Genomic DNA, 18,453 nt, shown 5'->3' on the forward strand with positions numbered 1-18,453 from the left:
ATTTATGATAGGCATTGGGCGATAGGGCTGTTATAATGATAAAAATGATAAATAAGCTGGATTTGTTATCATCGCCTGCCGATTTGTGCAGCTATCCATTATCCATTGTTTACCATTAAAAACTTTAGCATTTAAAAATTTATTAACCATTAAGATAATATTATGAATAAGCCTGTTCCCAATCTTGCCACTTTTGACACTTCGCACATCGACCCCAGCCGCCCGCCAGTGGTTTTGGTTGATGGCTCATATTATTTGTTTCGCTGTTTTCACGGTTTGCCGCCACTGTCCAACTCACAAGGGCTGCCGACCAATGCCATTCGTGGCGTGCTAAACGCCTTGGGCAAATTAATCAAAAAATACAATCCCACGCACATGGCGATTGCCTTTGACACCAAAGCACCGACTTTTCGCCATCAATTGTCCGCCGCCTATAAGGCACACCGTCCGCCGATGGACGATGATTTGCGAGTGCAAATTCCCCACATTCACGAAATGATCGAAAAGATGGGCATTGCCCTGATAAAAATCGACGGCTACGAAGCGGACGACATCATTGGCACGCTGGCACACACCGCCTGCACCCAAGGCTATCCTGTGGTCATCTCAACAGGCGATAAGGATATGGCACAGCTGGTCAATGACTGCGTGGTACTCGAAGACAGCTTTAGTGGCAAAATCACCGACAAAGCAGGCGTGGTTGAGAAATTTGGCGTAACCAGCGAGCAGATTGCCGATTATTTGACGCTGATGGGCGATGCGTCCGATGGTATCGCTGGCATTCCCAAAGTCGGTGCAAAAACCGCCGCTAAACTGCTGAACGAATACGGCGACATTGACACCCTGCTGGCTCATGCCGATGCCATCAAAGGGGCGGTCGGCAAAAGCATCGCTGAGCATCAAGGCGAGATTCCGCTCAATCGCACCTTAGCAACCATCGTTACCAACCTAGATTTGGCGATGAATTTTGATGACATTGCCATCGATAACAGCACTGCCGCCAAACAGCAGCGAGCCCCAGCCTTGCATGCTTTGTTTGAGATGCTAGAATTTAAAAAAGAAATGGCAGAAACCGCCAAATTGTTAGGCGAGAATATCAGCCAAAGTTTTACCAAAGCTGACGATGCCGATAATCGAGATGATTTTAACAATTTAGATAATATTAATAAAAATCCATCACCAAATACTCAAAATTCACCAAATGACACGCCAGCCGTGCCGACATTGGCAAGTAGCGAGCCAGTTTATCACACGGTACAGACACTGGCAGATTTTGAAAAATTGCTTGATAAACTCGCAAGCAGCCCTTATTTTGCCATCGATACCGAAACCACAAGCATCAACTGGCAGCACGCCAAACTGGTCGGCATCTCGGTCAGCTGTGCCAATTATGAAGGCTATTATATCCCTGTGGGGCATACGGGCGATTTTGATGTCTTACTGGATAATCAATTGCCGCTAGAGCTGGTATTATCAAGACTTAAGCCAATTTTAGAAAATCCAAACATCGGTAAAATCGGTCAGCACATCAAATACGATGCCCACATTTTTATGAAATATGGCATCAGTTTGGCAAACTGGCAAATGGACACCATGCTGGCAAGCTATGTTATCAATGCCGCCGCCACTCGTCATAACATGGACGCCCTTGCTGAGTATTATCTGCACACCAAAACCACCACTTTTGAAGCGGTGGCAGGCAAAGGTGCCAAGCAGCTTACCTTTGATAAAGTCGCCATTGACAGTGCCAGCCAGTATGCCTGCGAAGATGCAGACATTACTTTTAGATTATTTAGTATTTTTAATGAATATCTAAAAAATGACAGCGTTGGCAGTCGCCTACTGCACCAGCTTGAAATCCCCACCGCCCAAATTCTAACGCAGATGGAGCATGATGGCATTTTGATTGCCACGGATTTTTTGGGCAAATTGTCTGGCGAATTTGACAAGCAAATCATGGCATTACAAATCGATGCCGAGCGTATCGCTGGTGAGAGTTTTAACCTTGCCAGTCCCAAGCAGCTGGGTGAGATTTTGTTTGATAAACTGGGCATCGCAGGCGGTAAAAAAACCAAAACAGGGCAATACTCCACTTCCGAAGCGGTGTTATCAAAAATCGAGCACCCACTGGTCGATGTCGTGCTGGAGCATCGCAGCCTATCTAAGCTAAAAAGCACCTACACGGACGCTCTGGCTGCCGCTGCCGACCGTCATGCTCGTGTGCATACCAACTACCATCAAGCACTGACCAGCACAGGGCGACTGTCATCATCTGACCCCAATTTGCAAAATATCCCCATTCGCACCGACACAGGGCGGCTGATTCGTGAAGCCTTTATCGCACCTGCCGATAGAGTTATCTTGGCGGCGGATTATTCGCAGATTGAGCTGCGGCTGATGGCACATTTTAGCGGTGATGAAAGTTTAATTCGTGCTTTTAACCAAAACCTAGACATTCACACCGCCACCGCCGCCGAAATCATGGGCAAAAGCATCGATGAAGTTACTGCTGGCGAACGCCGAGCCGCCAAAGCAGTGAATTTTGGGCTGTTGTATGGCATGAGTGCCTTTGGGCTTGCCAAGCAGCTGGGCGTTGAGCGTCATATCGCTCAAGACTACATCAAACGCTACTTTGCTCGCTATCCTGCCATCAGTGATTATATGCAAAATACCAAAGCGATGGCAAAACAAAACGGCTATGTGCAGACGATTTTGGGTCGCAAATTATACACCCCTGACATCGAAAGTAGCAACCGCATGATCAAAGAAGCTGCCGAGCGTGCCGCCATCAATGCCCCCTTGCAGGGTTCGGCAGCTGAGATTATCAAACTTGCAATGATCGCTGTCGATGCCATCTTGCCCAAAGAACACGCCAAGCTGCTGCTGCAAGTGCATGATGAGCTGGTGTTTGAAGCTGATCGCAGTCAAGCAGCACACATCGCCCAATCCATCAAAACCGTGATGCAAAATGTGCTAAGAGACACTGCCAAAACCTTGGGCTGGGCAATTGATTTTGCTGTGCCGCTGGTGGTGGAAGTCGGCATGGGCGACAATTGGGATCAGGCACATTAAGCCATTTTGGCAAGTTTGTCATTTTTGCAAATCTGCCTTTTTCGCCCAATATTTAATTTTTTAATTTTTAAAACTGGCAATCTGAAATGGTTGCCAGTTTAATTTTTTAAATTTTGCGGTATTTGCTGATTTTTTTTGGCAATTTGCCATTTGTCATTTGCCATTTTTTTTATTATTTTTCTAATTTTTAAAATTTAAAAAGCAAAAAAAATAACAGGCCATACCAGCAGATATGACCTGTTATTTTTCATGATTTTACCATGCGTAAAATCCGTATCCTTACCAACCTTCCTTGAATAGCATTTCATCCTTGCCCTGCTCCATCAGGGTTCTCCGTTGCTATGGGTGTATTATGCAACAAAATTGTGGCGATGAACATACGCCAATGGCGTCAATATGTGTAAGAAATGTCTTACAATGCACCGCAATGCACCAAAAATACGCCAAAAAGCAGAGCAGCTCATCAAGCGGCTATTCTTGTATCCAAGCACCATTTCGCCACAGCAAAGCAAAGCGAGTTGCCTTGCCGTCTTTTTCTGAGCCGACATATTGCTCGGCATTTTTGCGACTCCAGCGTAAGATGGTCGGATTGCCATTATCGTCCACATCTGGTGCGTCAAACAAATAATGGAATTTTGGCTCCAGTTGTGCCTTGATTTCACGCAATTCGCTCAACTTGGGCGGACGAGTTTCACGCACTTTGGGGAATTTTGATGCTGCCAAAAACAGCCCAGCCGCCCCTTCACGCAATACATAATGGTCGTCAAACTTTTGTGAACGCAGGTTCGGCATGGCAATCGCCGTCATGCGTGGGGGTGCTGCCTGACCATTTTTTAGCACTTTTCTGGTATTATCGCAGCTGCGACAGGCAAAGTACGCCCCAAAACGCCCTGTTTTTAGCTCCATTTGCCCATCGCACTTATCACAGTCAATGGTCGGTGCGTCATTGGTCGCTCCGCCGATTTCAAACACGCCTTTTTCGAGCAAATAGCCATCACAATCAGGATTGTTGCCACAAATGTGTAATTTTAGTCCGCCATCAACGATATAACCGTCCATCGCTGCGTTACATTTTGGGCAGCGTTTTTTCTCCATCAAGGCATTGACTTCTGCCGAATCGTCGTCGGCATCAAATTCAAACGCCGATACTGGCATCAAATTTTTGGTGCCTTTGCAGCGTTCTTTGGGCGGTAGATTATAGCCTGTACAGCCCAAAAACACGCCTGTTGAGCCAGTTCGCACCTGCATCGGACGACTGCACAAATCGCAATGAATGTCTGGCACATTGGTTGGGTTGTTCGGACGCATGCCATCGGCAGCTTTGGCAGTGTCTAGTTTTTGTTTAAATCCGTGATAAAAATTGTCCAAAACCGCTTTCCAATTCTCATGGCCAACCGCCACTTCGTCCAGCTGCCCTTCTAGCCCTGCGGTAAACGCATAATCCATCAAATCAGGAAAACTTTCGACCAGCCGTTCGGTAACGATGTCGCCCATTTTTTCGGCATATAGGCGTTTGTTCTCAAGTTTGACATAGCCACGCTCTTGGATAGTTGAGATAATCGCTGCATAAGTTGAAGGGCGGCCGATGCCACGGCTTTCTAGCTCTTTGACCAGACTGGCTTCGCTGTATCGTGCTGGTGGCTTGGTAAAATGCTGTGTCGGCTCGATGCTTGACAAGGGCAATTTTTCGCCAACCACCACCGCTGGCAGCAGCACATCATCACTTTTGGCAGGTGGCTGCACACGAGTATAACCATCAAAAACCAGCGTCCGCCCTTTGGCTTTTAGCTCAATATCGCCAGCACTGACGATAAGATTGACCGACTGATAGCGTGCTGGCGTCATCTGGCAGGCGACAAATTGCCGCCAAATCAGCTCGTACAGACGCTGGGCATCACGCTCCATGGCAGTCAGCTGGGCGGATTTGACATTGACATTGGACGGACGAATCGCTTCGTGAGCTTCTTGGGCGTTTTGTTTATTGCCATAAAAATTGGGCTTATCTGGCAAATAAGCCTGTCCAAAATTCTCATCAATATAGCCACGCACAGCAGCCAATGCATCTTGGCTCAAAAAAGTCGAATCAGTACGCATATAGGTAATATAACCTGCTTCGTACAGTCGCTGTGCCAAAATCATGGTTTTTTTGACGCTAAAACCTAGGCGTGTGCTGGCAGCTTGTTGTAGCGTCGATGTGATAAACGGTGCTGATGCTCGAGATTGGGTTGGCTTTTCGTCAATACCAGAGACGATAAAATCAGCGGCTTGCAAGGTAGCCACCACTTTATCGGCATCGCTTTGTTTGCCAAGTTTTAGCGTTTTGCCTTGCTGTTTTACCGCCTGCAGACGCAAATTGGCATCACCTGCGATGTTATTGGTGTGAATTTCCCAATATTCCACTGGCACAAAAGCACGAATCTCTCGCTCTCGCTCCACCACCAGACGAGTCGCTACCGACTGCACACGCCCAGCCGACAAGCCACGAGCCACTTTTGCCCACAGTAGCGGCGACACCATAAAGCCAACCACACGGTCAAGAAAACGGCGAGCTTGCTGGGCATTGACACGGTCAATATTGAGCTTGTCAGGGTGTTCAAAGGCATTTTGAATGGCGGATTTGGTGATTTCGTTAAACACCACACGGCTGTATTTGTCATCATCGCCGCCGATGACTTCTTTGAGATGCCAAGCAATCGCTTCCCCTTCTCTGTCCAAGTCCGTTGCCAGATAGATTTTGTCGGCATCTTTTGCCAAAGCCTTGAGTTCACGAATCACTTTGATTTTATTTGGCAGCACTTCATACACCGCTGCCCAGTCATGCTCAGGATCGACACCCATTCGCCGCACTAGGGCTTTTTGGGCTTTTTGTTCACGAGACAATCCAGCATCTTCGCCCTTGGTGGCTTTATTGGCAGTACCGCCAACAGGCAAATCACGCACATGGCCAATGCTTGAGCGGACGATATAATCACTGCCCAGATATTTGTTGATGGTTTTAGCTTTGGCAGGCGACTCCACGATTACCAAGGCCTTGCCCTTGGCATTGGCTGCAGTTGATGCAGCTTTGGTGGTGGTTTTTTTGGTGGTTGCCATCTTGTTGCCTTATTAAAGTTAAAAATAAAAAAAAAACGAAATAAAAGATAAAATCAGCGTATCTGCCATCGGCATCAGACCAAAAGCGTACTAAATTTGCATTTATAGGGTGCAAATGACATTTTGTCAATCACTTTATGAATTTTTTATAAAATAATGCCGATTATCCGTCTGATTTGGCTAACATTTGTCCAATTCGCCCTGATTATGGCGTGTCGGCTTGATTTTCCCTGTCGTTTTCCCTAGCGATTTGTCCTTGCCAAATTTATCCCTGTCAAGTTTATCTTTGCTGATGAACCTGTATCGCCCATGCACTCAGCTGGCGTTTTAGGGCTTGCAAATCCTTGTCCGCTTGAGCTTTGTCTAATTTATACGCCTTGTGGCTGTGCTGGTACTGATTATCCAGCCAATATAGCGCGATGTGATTTGCCTTGAGTGCCAAGCCTAGAACCTGTGGGGCGATACTCGGCGGCAAATCCACCGCCACGCCATGCAGCTGCTCGGCTTGCCGCTGCATTTTGGCGGTGTAAAAAGTCTGCTCAATCAGCTGCCATGTGCCATCGACTGCCACATATTGTGCCAGTGGCAAAGCCAGCTCATCAATCATCAAAGTGTACTGGGCAATCATCGGCGTGCTTGGCGTGCGAGCGTAAGGGTCTGTCCCCATTGGCTTGGCAGGACGAAGTACCGCCAAAGTCTTTAAAAGCCAGCTTGGGCAGCTGATAAGCTTAGGGAAAATTTGTCTTTGGCGTGCCATCAGACGAAAATCTGCCACACGAGTTTCGCTGGCTTTTGGGCGTGCTGCCATAAAATTGCCCAACAAAAACCCCGCTGCCACCAAAACCACCACCGTGGCAATCATCGCATTTGACCAGACCATCACACGCCCCTAAAGCAGCAACTGACGCTTGCCACTGCTGTCCATCGATGAGACCAGCCCACGCTCTTCCATCTGGTCAAGTAGGCGTGCAGCACGGTTATAGCCGATGCTAAATTTGCGTTGCACCGCTGAAATCGACGGTCTGCGTGTCTCCACCACAAATGCCGCCGCCGCTTCATACAGCTCATCGCCATCACTGCTGGCATTCATGTCGCCACTGCCTTCACCTTCAAAGGTATAACTGTCGGACAAATCAATATAATCAGGGCTGCCACGCTCACGCCATGCATCGCACACACGATTGACTTCATCGTCGTCCACATAAGCACCGTGCATACGCTCAGGGCTGTTTTTGCCCGGACCAATAAACATCATATCGCCATGCCCCAGCATGTCTTCGGCACCGCCTTCTTCGATGATGGTACGGCTGTCCACCTTAGAATTGACACGCAACGCCACACGGGCAGGCACATTCGCCTTGATAAGCCCTGTTACCACATTGACAGTTGGACGCTGAGTCGCCAGCAGCAGATGAATGCCAGCAGCTCGAGCTTTTTGGGCAAGACGCACAATCGGCTCTTCGGCAGTTTTGCCAAGCTGCATGATCATATCGGCAAATTCATCAGCGACAATCACGATGGTTGGCAGCGCTTTGAGCTTAGGCGGCTTAGACTGGCTGACGCTATCGCTCATTTGCCAAAGCGGATCAAAAATCGGCTCGCCGCTGTGTTCAGCTTGTTCGATTTTTTTGTTAAATTCGCTGATTTTACGCACTCGCAATTTACTCATCAGCTGATAGCGTCGCTCCATTTCATTGACACACCAAGTCAATGCCGCCACCGCATCTTTCATGTCGGTAATCACAGGCGTCAGTAGATGCGGAATGTCGCCATAGTTGGCAAGCTCAAGCTGTTTGGGGTCAATCAGCACCAGCTTTAGATCATCAGGCGTGTATTTTAGCAGCATCGATAACAAAAAGGCATTGACCAGCACCGATTTGCCCGAGCCTGTCGTACCAGCGACCAGCATATGCGGTGCTTTGGCAAGATCGGCAATCACAGGCTTGCCACTGATGTCCTTGCCCACGGCGATGGCGATTTGGTTGTTTGGATCTTTATAATCTGGCGTGTCCAACAGCTCAATCAAATGCACCGTTTCACGATTTTTGTTCGGCACTTCGATACCGATATAAGGCTTGCCGGGGATAACTTCCACCACACGCAGCGATGCCTTGGACATTGAGCGTGCCAAATCCTGTGCGATACGAGTAACACGGCTTGCCTTGACACCAGGGGCAAGCTCCACTTCAAAGCGAGTAACCACTGGGCCGACCATCGCCGAGACGACTTGGGCTTGGATATTGTATTCTTGCAGTTTAATCTCAAGCAATTCACTGGCTTTGTCCAGTGCTTCTTGGCTAACTTGGGGCTTTTTGGACAAATCTGGCTTATCGAGCAAATCCAGCTCTGGAATCGGCGATAAGCTCATGCGATAAGTCAGCGTATCCATCGCATGGGATTTGGGTTTGCCAGCTTGCACGCCTGCATCATCGGCTGATGGCTGATATTCCACCCAGTCTGCCACCGTTTCATTGGTGATATTTGCCTTAGGCGTTTGATGAATGCTTGGCTGAATTGCACCATCTTTATCAGCCGTCTGTGAAATTGTTTTATCAGTAGCGACTGGGGCGATTTCATCATTTTCAATTTGGGTAAAATCAGCCTGAACCGCTGACTTAACCGCCACTTGCGTGTCAGTGGCATCGCTTGAAATCTGACTTGAGATGTGGCTTGGACTTGAGTCTTGGCTCAATACTTCAGCTGGCTTGACTGCTGCTTTTTCAAGCATATCTACCACACGAACCTTAGGCAAGGCGGCCTGCTTGGATGAGCTTGACTGCTCAGCTTGTAGTGCCGCTTGCTTGGCCTGTTGTTCTGCTTGACGCTGTGCCAGCAGCTCTTCACGCAAGCCAGAATGCCGCAAAAAGCTCTCCAATGCCCCTTTATGATTGTGCGGCGTTGCCAAATCCACCGCCATTTGCGTCTGCTCGTCATCATCAAGCACCACTGACGCATCGTTGTCTTGATCGGTGGTTTCGTCCGTTTTGGTTTTTTTGGCATCAAGCCAGCCAAACAGCACATCTTGCACCAACGCACGCCAGCGAATCTCAAAACTTAGCACCGAAAGCACAATAATGGTGGCGATGATTAACAAAACTGCTGGCATTTCACCAAAAGCATCGGCCAAATTGCTCTGCAAAGTCGTGCCAATCGCACCACCCAAAGTCAATGCCGCTTGTGCGTCTTGTAAACCGCCTGCATAGGACAATAAGGCACTGACAAATAATAACAACAGCCCATAAGCACAAGCACGGATTGCCCAAATCAGCTTGGTGTGCGTCCACCATTGGCAGACTAATTCATACGCCAATGCCAACACCAAAAACCACGCCCCAAAGCCAAAAAAGGCGTGCAAAATATCAGCAATCCAAGCCCCCAATCGTCCGCCAACATTGCTAACGGTCAGATTGCTGCTGACATGCGACCATGCCGAATCGTCAGGATTGTAGGACAACAAGGACAAAAACAAAAAAATCAGCAAGCCGATACCAAAAGCACTAAAAATCAGCTTTCTGATGGTGGGTAAGCTTTCGACAAATTTGGCAACGGCTGGGCTTTGAAATAGATTACTCATGATCTCTCGTAGGCAGGCAATGGACGGTTTATCAACTCATCATAAACTATCTATTATAGCGAATTTGGGCAAATTTACCAAACTTTTGTCATCAAGTGGCAAGCCTATGGGCGGATTTCACCATGCCCAAACACCACCCATTTTTCACTGGTTAAACCGTGCAATCCCACAGGCCCCCGTGCGTGGATTTTGTCGGTTGAGATGCCAATTTCAGCACCCAAACCGTACTCAAAGCCATCAGCAAAACGGCTTGATGCATTGACCATCACACTGGACGAATCCACACGGCGGATAAAGGCATTGGTGGCGGCATAATTGTCGGTGATAATCACATCGGTGTGATGGCTGCCGTAGTGATTAATGTGGGCGATGGCAGCGTCCAAATCATCAACCACCTTTACCGCCAAAATCGGTGCCAGATATTCAGCATACCAGTCTTCTTCACAAGCTGGGCTAAGATTTAATCCGCTATCGGCAAGTATCGCCATGCTCACAGGACAGACACGAAATTGCATGGCAGCATCGACATCGCTCATGGCGGTGAGAATTTTTGGTAAGGCAGTTGCTGCCACCGCCTGATGCACCAGCAGCGTTTCCATCACATTACACGGTGCGTAGCGTGAAGTTTTGGCATTGACCGCCACCGTGGTCGCCATGTCCATATCGGCATCTTTGTCAATATAAGTGTGGCAATTGCCGTCCAAATGCTTAATCACAGGCACGCTTGCCCCACGGCTGATACGCTCAATCAAACCCTTGCCGCCCCGTGGTATCACCACATCGACGGTATCTTTCATGGTGATTAGGCTATCCACTGCCGCACGGTCGGTGGTCGCCAGCACCTGCACGACATCTTGGGGCAGGCCTGCTTGTGTTAGCCCTTGGTAAATACAGGCAGCAATCGCTTGGTTGGAATGATATGCTTCAGAGCCACCACGTAAAATGATGGCATTGCCCGACTTAATCGCCAGACTTGCCGCTTCTAGCGTAACATTTGGGCGAGATTCATAAATCATACCAATCACCCCAAGCGGCACTCGCATCTTACCCAGCAAAATGCCTGATGGACGATGGGTCAAATGGCTCATCTCACCCACAGGGTCGGGCAAATTTATCACATCGTCCAGCGATGCCATCATCGCCCCAAAGCGAGCATCGTTTAACACCAATCTGTCAAGCAAAGCGGCATCTAACGCATTGTCCTGCCCTGCTTTGACATCTTTGGCATTGGCAGCCAGCACTTGTGCTTTATTGGCAAAAAGTGCCTGCTTAATGCACGCCAATGCTTGATTTTTGGTTTTGGTATCGGCAGCGGCCAAAATTGCAGACGCTGCCTTTGCCTGCTTGCCCACCGTCTGCATATATGCCACCACATCGTCAATTTGTACCGCTTGCACTTTTGTCATCGCATTTGTCATCGCATCGCCCTTTGGTTGTCGCTTTAGTCATCACTTTGGTTATCGCTTGGATTTTACATCTTTTGCATCTTTTTTCTGTATCTTTTAAATCTTTGAACAAATAAACACCACACGGCATCAACGCCTGACTGCATTGTAAGCATAAACTGGCAAAAATACCACCCAAATTCTCGCCAATTATTGCGTTTTTTGATAAATATAGCAAAAAATGCGAAAAATATTTGCCTTTATAAAAAAATTGGGTAAAATTACGGTGATAAATTTTGTTTTGATAAAATTATACTGGCAAATTGTGCCAACATTCATCTTGCTTAGGAATTTTCATGACTCACTCACGCCCGATTGCCCTTGACTTACAAGACATTCATAAAAGCTATGGCTCGCTTGATGTGCTAAAAGGCGTGTCATTGACAGCGTATGACGGCGATGTCATCAGTATTTTGGGGTCGTCAGGCTCAGGCAAATCCACCTTGCTACGCTGCATTAACCTGCTTGAAAAACCCACATCTGGTAAAATCATTGTCGGTCAAGAAGCCTTGGCACTCAAGCCACACAAGGGCGAGTTGGTTGCCGCTGACAATAAGCAGCTTGAAAAATTGCGTTCAAAAATCGGCTTTGTGTTCCAAAGTTTTAACCTATGGCCGCACAAAACCATCTTACAAAACATCATCGAAGGCCCAACACAAGTGCTTGGTGTCTCAAAAAGCGACGCCATCGCCGATGCCGAACGCCTACTTGCCAAGGTCGGTCTGCTGGACAAAAAAGACGCCTACCCAGATAACCTATCAGGCGGTCAGCGTCAGCGTGTCGCTATCGCTCGCTCGCTTGCCATGCGTCCACAGGTACTGCTGTTTGATGAGCCGACTTCGGCACTCGACCCAGAGCTGGTCAATGAAGTGCTGGCGGTCATGCGTGAGCTGGCAGCCGAAGGCCGCACCATGCTGATTGTTACCCACGAGATGCGATTTGCTCGTGAAGTGTCTAGCAAAGTGGTCTTTTTGCACCAAGGCCGCATCGAAGAAATCGGCACACCCGAAGAAGTATTTGATAATCCAAAATCGCCACGAGTGCGTGAATTTATGGCATCGCACCGCTAAATTGGCGAGATTGACTTTTTAACTTGCTTAACCTAGGAAATTGTATCATGATGAAACGCCTGCTTGTTCTGACTGCTGCCACTGCATTTGCCCTAACTGGCTGCAACAAAGCCCAAGATAACGACACCGCCAAAGCCGATGACGCTGCCGCCAAAGAACAAAAAAACTTGGTCATCGCCACCGAAGCAGCCTACCCACCGTTTAACGACACCGATGCCAATGGCAACATTGTTGGCTTTGATGTCGATGTGATGAATGCTTTGTGTGAAGAAATGAATGCCAAATGTGAAATTGTCGCCCAAGATTGGGACGGTCTGATTCCGGGGCTATTGGCGAACAAATACGACGCCATCATCGCTGGTATGTCGGTTACGCCAGAGCGTCAAGCACAGGTTGATTTTTCGGATTCGTACTTTTCAAATACCATCGTTTGGCTGGCCAAAAATGACGGCAGCTTTGACCCAAATAACATCAAAGACAAAGTACTGGCAAGCCAACGCTCAACCACAGGGGCAGCCTACATCAGCGAAAAATACGACGGCAAAGACGGCAACCGTGTGCAGCTGTATGACACCTACACCAACGCCTATTTGGACATGAAAGCTGGACGCAACCAAGCGGTCATGGCCGAAAAAGTCTCTGCCAGCGACTGGCTAAAACAAGCAGGCAACCAAGATTTTGGCTTGGTCGGCGATGAGATTGATAACAACGACCATCTGGGCATCGCCATGCGTAAAGGCGATAGCCTAAAAGCTGAGTTTGATGCTGCTCTTGCAAAAATCAAAGAAAACGGCAAATTGGCAGAAATTGAAAAAGCACATTTTCAATAATCCACCCTTGCCCAAATACTCTGGCGTACCATCAATCCGTACGCCAACCACCCAATCATGTTAGTTAGGAGATTGTCATGAAACCTGTTTTGAAGTTCGCCACCTTCGCCCTTGCCGCTGCTGCACTGTCTGCGTGTAGTAATGACAAGCCTGCTGACATGCCAGCACAACAAGCAGCGGACAGCAGCCAAAAAAGCCTTATCATCGCCACCGAGTCGAGCTTTAAGCCGTTTAGCTATCTGGACAATCAAGGCAACTTGGTTGGCTTTGAGATTGACCTTGCCAATGCTTTGTGTGAACAGATGAACGCCAAGTGCGACATCGTCAGCCAAGATTGGGACAGTCTGATTCCCAGCCTAAACGCTCAAAAATCTGACGCCATCATGGCAGGCATGTCAATCACCGAAGAGCGTCTGAATGCGGTTGATTTTAGCGAACCGTATTTTGACAATACTTTGGTGCTTATCGGCAAAAAAGGCGACTCGACCACCATCGACAATATCGCTGGCAAAACCGTCGCCACTCAGCAAGCGACCGTCTCGGCAGATTATCTTGCCAAAAACTATCCTGATGCCGTCGTCAAAACTTACGACAAGCAAGACAATGCTTATCTGGATTTGGCGTCAGGTCGTGCCGATTTGATGCTGTCTGATGTCGTGCCTGCGTCTGATTGGCTAAAAACTGACGCTGGGGCTGGCTTTGAAGTCAAAGGCACACCGATTGACATCAACGATAAAGTCGGCATCGCTATCCGCAAAGGCGACAGCCTAAAAGCAGATTTTGACGCTGCCCTTGCCAGCCTAAAAACCAACGGCAAGTATGACGAAATCCTTGCCAAATACTTCGACACTCAAGCAGTCGGCAAATAACCACCCCACCAGATGCGGGCGACTTTGCCTGCATCATGGTATTTTTTTATCAAGGAGTTGATTATGAAATTTACAAAATTTGGACTTATGGCGGCGGCCATTGGTGTGTTTGGCCTAAGTGCTTGCAGCGGTCAAAATTCAGAGCAAGCGTCCAATGATGCAGTGCTGCGTATCGGCACAGAAGGGGCTTATGCACCGTTTAACTTCACCAATCCAGACGCCAGCCTAGGCGGTTTTGACATTGACATCGCCCAAGCCTTATGCGACAAAATGCAGACCAAATGCGAGATTGTCGCCCAAGATTGGGACGGCATCATTCCTGCCCTAAAAACAGGCAAATTTGACGCCATCGTCTCGGCAATGTCGGTAACGCCAGAGCGTAGCGAGCAGGTGGATTTTAGCCAGCCGTACTACATCAACTCTTTGGTGTTTTTGGCAAAAAATCAGTCAAATTTTGACCCAACGAGTGCCAAAGCCATCGAATCTGCCAAGATTGTCGCCCAACGCTCAACCATCTCAAGTCAGTGGCTGACCCAAACTTACCCAAACAGCAAGCCACAACTGTATGACACCCTTGACAATGCCTTTATTGACTTGGGCAATGGTCGTGCTGATGCGATGATTTCGGACAAATTGCCAGCACTGACTTGGCTAAAATCCGACATTGGCAAAGGCTTTGAAATCAAAGGCGGCGACATTGATATTAATGACAAAATCGCCGTGGCAGTGGACAAAGGCAACGATGAGCTACTCCAAAAAATTAACACTGCCCTAGATGCCATCAAAGCGGACGGCACTTATAAACAAATCGTCATCAAGCACTTTGGTGAAGAAGGCATGCCACAAGGCATGGAATAAGATTTTATTAATCTTAAGCATTATTTTAAAAAGTGCAATTGCTTTTGGTGGTGTCGCCATCACCAAAAGCCTGTTTTGTCCATCAAAATGATTTTGATGGCATTCAGCCATTTTTATAACAAGAAAATATCGCCATTTGTAGATATTAAGGTTTTATTGTGTTTGACTTACAAGGCTACGGCCCACTTTTGATACAAGGCACGATTTTGACCATCAAATTAGGCTTGGCCAGTTTGGTTTTGGGCTTGGTTTTTGGTCTTTTGGGTGCGCTTGCCAAATTGTCAGGAATTTGGATATTGGAAAAAATTGCCAATGTCTATACAACTGTCGTCCGTGGCATTCCCGAACTGCTGATGGTGTTCTTTATTTTTTATGGTGGTAGCGTGATTTTTGCCGCCATCGCCAAACAAATGGGCTATCACGGACGGCTTGACATCAGCCAGTTTTGGGCTGGGGTGACAGCATTGTCCATCATGTTTGGGGCTTATGCGACCGAAGTGTTTCGCATGGCAATCCAAGACATTCCCAAAGGTCAATGGGAATCCGCCCAAAGCATCGGCATGACGCCATTTCAGACGCTAAGACGCATCATTTTGCCGCAAATGTGGATGGTGGCATTGCCCGGTTTGGGCAATTTGGCGTTGGTTTTACTCAAAGACACGGCGTTGGTTTCGCTGATTGGCTTACAAGATTTGATGTATTATTCACAGCGTGCCGCCCAATCCACCCAAAAAGCCTTTACCTTTTATCTGGCCGCCGCCTTTATTTATCTGGCATTAACTTCAGTGGTAACGCTATTTATCATGTGGTGTGAATCTCGTGCCAATCCTGCTGCACGCTACGCCAAACGCTTACGCAAAAAATCAGGGGGTCAGGCATGAGCTGGAACTGGCAAGCAATCATCAAATATTTTCCCGACTTACTGGCGGCATCCGTAACCACCATTGAGCTTGTGGTAACTTCGTGTGCGATTGGCTTGGTGTTGGGCGTGATTTTGGGGCTGCTGCGTCTGTCGCCGACGCTGTGGCTGCGTGCGATACCTGCGGTGTATATTTTCTTTTTTCGTGGTACGCCGCTGCTGGTGCAGATTTTCTTGATTTATTATGGCTTGGGACAATTTGACACCATTAAGCAATCTACACTTTGGGAGCCAGTTTTTAGTCAAGCCTACTGGTGTGCGATTATCGCCTTTACGCTCAACACTTCTGCCTACATCGGTGAGATTGTGCGTGGTGCGGTGATGGCCGTGCCGACTGGCGAGCTGGAAGCTGCCGATGCCATCGGTATGTCAAAATTACAAAAATTAAAACGCATCACCCTGCCACGAGCCTTTGGTATCATGATTCCTGCTTATAGTAATGAAGTGATTTTTATGCTCAAAGGCAGTGCATTGGCTGCGTCAATCACTGTGGTTGAGCTGACGCACAAAGCTCGTGATATCATCGCCATCACCTATCTGAACCTAGAGATGTTTTTTGCTGCTGGCGTGATTTATCTGCTCATCAGCTGGGTGTTTTTGTTCGCATTTCGCCAATTTGAACGCCACATTAACCGCCATAAACGCTATGTGCCACCAACGGCCGATGCCAATTTGCCAAATTAGCAATTAAGGAAAACTTATGACACTACATACCATTATTTTAGCAGCTGGCAAAGGCACACGCATGAAATCCACTCGCCCAAAGGTCTTACAAACCTTGGCAGGCAAGGCATTGGTCGCTCATGTGTTGGACACTTGTGCCAACATTCACGCCGATAACACCGTGCTGATTTATGGCTTTGGCGGTGAGATGGTCAAAACCGCCCTTGCCGATTATCCCATCACTTTTGCCGAACAAGCCGAGCAGCTGGGTACAGGCCATGCGGTCAAGATGGCTTTGCCGCACTTGCCCACCGCTGGCAAAAGTCTGATTTTGTACGGTGATGTGCCGCTAACGCAAGCTGCCACGCTACAAAAACTGGTTGCCGCCAACACCGATGGCATTTCTATGCTGACTTTGCAAGTTGCCAATCCGTTTGGCTTGGGTCGCATTATCCGTGAAAACGGCAAAGTGGTCGCCATCGTCGAGCAAAAAGACGCCAGCGAAGAGCAAAAACGCATCACCGAGATTAACAGTGGCATCTACTGCGTGAATAATGCCCTGCTGCACAAATATTTGCCAATTTTAAGTAACGACAACGCACAAGGCGAATATTATCTGACGGACATTGTCAAATTGGCAGTCAATGACGGCATCAATATCACCACCATCGCCCCAGAATTTGACTTTGAGATCGAAGGGGTCAATGATCGCATTCAGCTTGCCAATCTGGAACGCACTTACCAAGCTCACCAAATCCACGCCCTGCAATTGGGCGGCGTGCAATTTGCCGACCCTACTCGTGTGGATATTCGTGGCACGCTGCACTGCGGTCAAGATGTGTTTATTGATATTAATACGGTGTTTGTCGGTGAAGTGGTGCTGGGCGATGGCGTGCAAATCGATGCTGGCAACATCATCACAAGCAGCCAAATCGGCAGCCATACACACATCAAGCCAAACTGCGTGATTGATGACAGCCAAATTGGTTGCGATGCCAGCATTGGGCCATTTGCCCACTTGCGACCCAAATCGGTGCTGTCCGACAAGGTCAAAATCGGTAACTTTGTCGAAACCAAAAAAAGCACCGTCGGCTACGGCAGTAAAATCAACCATCTTAGCTATGTTGGCGACAGCGTCGTCGGCCGTGATGTCAATATCGGTGCTGGCGTCATCACTTGCAATTATGACGGCGTCAATAAATTCACCACCACCATCGGCGACAATGCCTTTATCGGCAGTAACTCAAGTCTAGTCGCACCTGTCAAAATCGGTGCTGGTGCGACCATCGGTGCAGGCTCGGTCATCACCAAAAACGCCGATGATGGCAAGCTCACCTTATCTCGTGCCAAACAAGCCACCATTAATGGCTGGGTAAGACCTGTCAAAAAGGGTTAAGGAATCAATAAACTGTCTTTAAATCTGAACAATAAAAAACCTGCTACATTTGGCAGGTTTTTTTATAAAAATTTATCAAAATTTTAAAATTATTTACGCTCGCCCAATTTGGCACTGATTTCACGCAATAACAAAATGTCTTCTGATGGCTCTGCTGGTGCGGCTGGCTCTTCGGCTTTTTCGGCACGGCGTAGTACATTCATACCCTTGACCATCATAAAGATGATGAATGCCAAAATAATAAAGTTAATCACCACCGTGATAAAACTGCCATACGCCAGCATTGGTGCGCCCGCCTCTTTGAGTGCGTCATAAGTCATCGGCACGCCTGCTGGGGCATCACCCAGTAGGATAAACATATTTTTAAAATCAAATTCGCCACCCATAATAAACGAAACGATTGGCATAATCACATCTTCGACCAATGAAGTGGTGATTTTACCAAAAGCAGCACCGATAATCACACCGACCGCCAAATCCATCACATTGCCTTTTAGGGCAAATTCTTTAAACTCTTGAATAATGCTCATAGTTTACTCTTATCTTATTTAATGAAACAATAAAAATACCCAATCTGGCGGCAAAGATATGCACAATCCAAGATTAGGCATCGTCGCAGGCCAATCAGCCATGCTAAAACTTGGACAATTTTAGCACAGCTTTC

13 protein-coding genes are annotated in these 18,453 nt (G+C 47.8%); 8 read left to right on the forward strand and 5 right to left on the reverse strand.

Translation table 11 applies throughout. The features are described 5' to 3' along the window. Nucleotides 1-162 precede the first annotated feature (162 nt). A complete protein-coding gene (polA, locus tag ACFBZI_RS02705) occupies nt 163-3,072 on the forward strand; it encodes a DNA polymerase I (protein ID WP_375714916.1) in 2,910 nt (969 codons plus the stop codon). A gap of 471 nt (nt 3,073-3,543) precedes the next feature. On the opposite strand, the gene topA is transcribed toward polA, so the two are convergent. From topA to ACFBZI_RS02725, 4 genes are all read right to left on the reverse strand, one after another. Then, the gene (topA, locus tag ACFBZI_RS02710; RefSeq protein WP_375714917.1) at nt 3,544-6,165 is read right to left on the reverse strand and encodes a type I DNA topoisomerase; all 2,622 of its coding nucleotides are present in this window, start codon (nt 6,163-6,165) and stop codon (nt 3,544-3,546) included. Nucleotides 6,166-6,445: 280 nt separating this feature from the next. Beyond that, entirely contained in the window at nt 6,446-7,045 is a 600-nt protein-coding gene (locus ACFBZI_RS02715) for a hypothetical protein (RefSeq protein WP_375714918.1), read from the reverse strand. A 9-nt stretch (nt 7,046-7,054) separates the two neighbouring features. Further along, the gene (locus ACFBZI_RS02720) at nt 7,055-9,739 is read right to left on the reverse strand and encodes an FtsK/SpoIIIE family DNA translocase (protein WP_375714919.1); all 2,685 of its coding nucleotides are present in this window, start codon (nt 9,737-9,739) and stop codon (nt 7,055-7,057) included. A gap of 104 nt (nt 9,740-9,843) precedes the next feature. Then, on the reverse strand, nt 9,844-11,136 hold the full coding sequence (locus ACFBZI_RS02725; protein ID WP_375716291.1) for a glutamate-5-semialdehyde dehydrogenase: 1,293 nt from the start codon (nt 11,134-11,136) through the stop codon (nt 9,844-9,846). A 344-nt stretch (nt 11,137-11,480) separates the two neighbouring features. Here ACFBZI_RS02725 and ACFBZI_RS02730 point away from each other — a divergent pair, with 344 nt between their 5' ends. The 7 genes from ACFBZI_RS02730 (at nt 11,481) to glmU (ending at nt 17,789) form a co-directional block, all read left to right on the forward strand. Then, entirely contained in the window at nt 11,481-12,254 is a 774-nt protein-coding gene (locus ACFBZI_RS02730) for an ABC transporter ATP-binding protein (RefSeq protein ID WP_375714920.1), read from the forward strand. Between the two features lie 47 nt (nt 12,255-12,301). After that, nucleotides 12,302-13,084 carry a transporter substrate-binding domain-containing protein gene (locus ACFBZI_RS02735; RefSeq protein WP_375714921.1) on the forward strand — a complete coding sequence of 261 codons (783 nt, stop codon included), beginning with the start codon at nt 12,302-12,304 and terminating at the stop codon, nt 13,082-13,084. Between the two features lie 77 nt (nt 13,085-13,161). Continuing rightward, nucleotides 13,162-13,953, forward strand: a complete 792-nt coding sequence (locus tag ACFBZI_RS02740) for a transporter substrate-binding domain-containing protein (RefSeq protein WP_375714922.1) — start codon at nt 13,162-13,164, stop codon at nt 13,951-13,953. A gap of 63 nt (nt 13,954-14,016) precedes the next feature. After that, nucleotides 14,017-14,811, forward strand: coding sequence for a transporter substrate-binding domain-containing protein (locus ACFBZI_RS02745; RefSeq protein WP_375714923.1), 795 nt, complete (start codon nt 14,017-14,019; stop codon nt 14,809-14,811). A gap of 158 nt (nt 14,812-14,969) precedes the next feature. Continuing rightward, a complete protein-coding gene (locus tag ACFBZI_RS02750) occupies nt 14,970-15,692 on the forward strand; it encodes an ABC transporter permease (protein WP_375714924.1) in 723 nt (240 codons plus the stop codon). Further along, nucleotides 15,689-16,414: an ABC transporter permease gene (locus ACFBZI_RS02755; RefSeq protein ID WP_375714925.1), complete on the forward strand. Its 726-nt coding sequence runs from the start codon at nt 15,689-15,691 to the stop codon at nt 16,412-16,414. The genes ACFBZI_RS02750 and ACFBZI_RS02755 overlap by 4 nt, the downstream gene beginning before the upstream one ends. Before the next feature lie 16 nt (nt 16,415-16,430). Continuing rightward, nucleotides 16,431-17,789 (forward strand): bifunctional UDP-N-acetylglucosamine diphosphorylase/glucosamine-1-phosphate N-acetyltransferase GlmU, encoded by a 1,359-nt coding sequence (gene glmU / locus ACFBZI_RS02760; protein WP_375714926.1) that lies wholly within the window; start codon nt 16,431-16,433, stop codon nt 17,787-17,789. Between the two features lie 89 nt (nt 17,790-17,878). On the opposite strand, the gene mscL is transcribed toward glmU, so the two are convergent. Continuing rightward, entirely contained in the window at nt 17,879-18,319 is a 441-nt protein-coding gene (gene mscL, locus ACFBZI_RS02765; RefSeq protein ID WP_375714927.1) for a large conductance mechanosensitive channel protein MscL, read from the reverse strand. Nucleotides 18,320-18,453: the final 134 nt, after the last annotated feature.

Origin of the sequence: Moraxella marmotae (assembly GCF_042219885.1) — a bacterium.
GTDB lineage: Bacteria > Pseudomonadota > Gammaproteobacteria > Pseudomonadales > Moraxellaceae > Moraxella > Moraxella marmotae.

Bases quoted from the DNA above. Each gene is read 5' to 3' on its own strand.
- ACFBZI_RS02735 (WP_375714921.1), top strand. From the start codon at position 12,302: ATGATGAAACGCCTGCTTGTTCTGACTGCTGCCACTGCATTTGCCCTA.
- ACFBZI_RS02740 (WP_375714922.1), top strand. From the start codon at position 13,162: ATGAAACCTGTTTTGAAGTTCGCCACCTTCGCCCTTGCCGCTGCTGCA.
- mscL (WP_375714927.1), bottom strand. From the start codon at position 18,319: ATGAGCATTATTCAAGAGTTTAAAGAATTTGCCCTAAAAGGCAATGTG.
- ACFBZI_RS02730 (WP_375714920.1), top strand. From the start codon at position 11,481: ATGACTCACTCACGCCCGATTGCCCTTGACTTACAAGACATTCATAAA.
- ACFBZI_RS02745 (WP_375714923.1), top strand. From the start codon at position 14,017: ATGAAATTTACAAAATTTGGACTTATGGCGGCGGCCATTGGTGTGTTT.
- ACFBZI_RS02715 (WP_375714918.1), bottom strand. From the start codon at position 7,045: ATGGTCTGGTCAAATGCGATGATTGCCACGGTGGTGGTTTTGGTGGCA.
- topA (WP_375714917.1), bottom strand. From the start codon at position 6,165: ATGGCAACCACCAAAAAAACCACCACCAAAGCTGCATCAACTGCAGCC.
- ACFBZI_RS02755 (WP_375714925.1), top strand. From the start codon at position 15,689: ATGAGCTGGAACTGGCAAGCAATCATCAAATATTTTCCCGACTTACTG.
- polA (WP_375714916.1), top strand. From the start codon at position 163: ATGAATAAGCCTGTTCCCAATCTTGCCACTTTTGACACTTCGCACATC.
- glmU (WP_375714926.1), top strand. From the start codon at position 16,431: ATGACACTACATACCATTATTTTAGCAGCTGGCAAAGGCACACGCATG.
- ACFBZI_RS02720 (WP_375714919.1), bottom strand. From the start codon at position 9,739: ATGAGTAATCTATTTCAAAGCCCAGCCGTTGCCAAATTTGTCGAAAGC.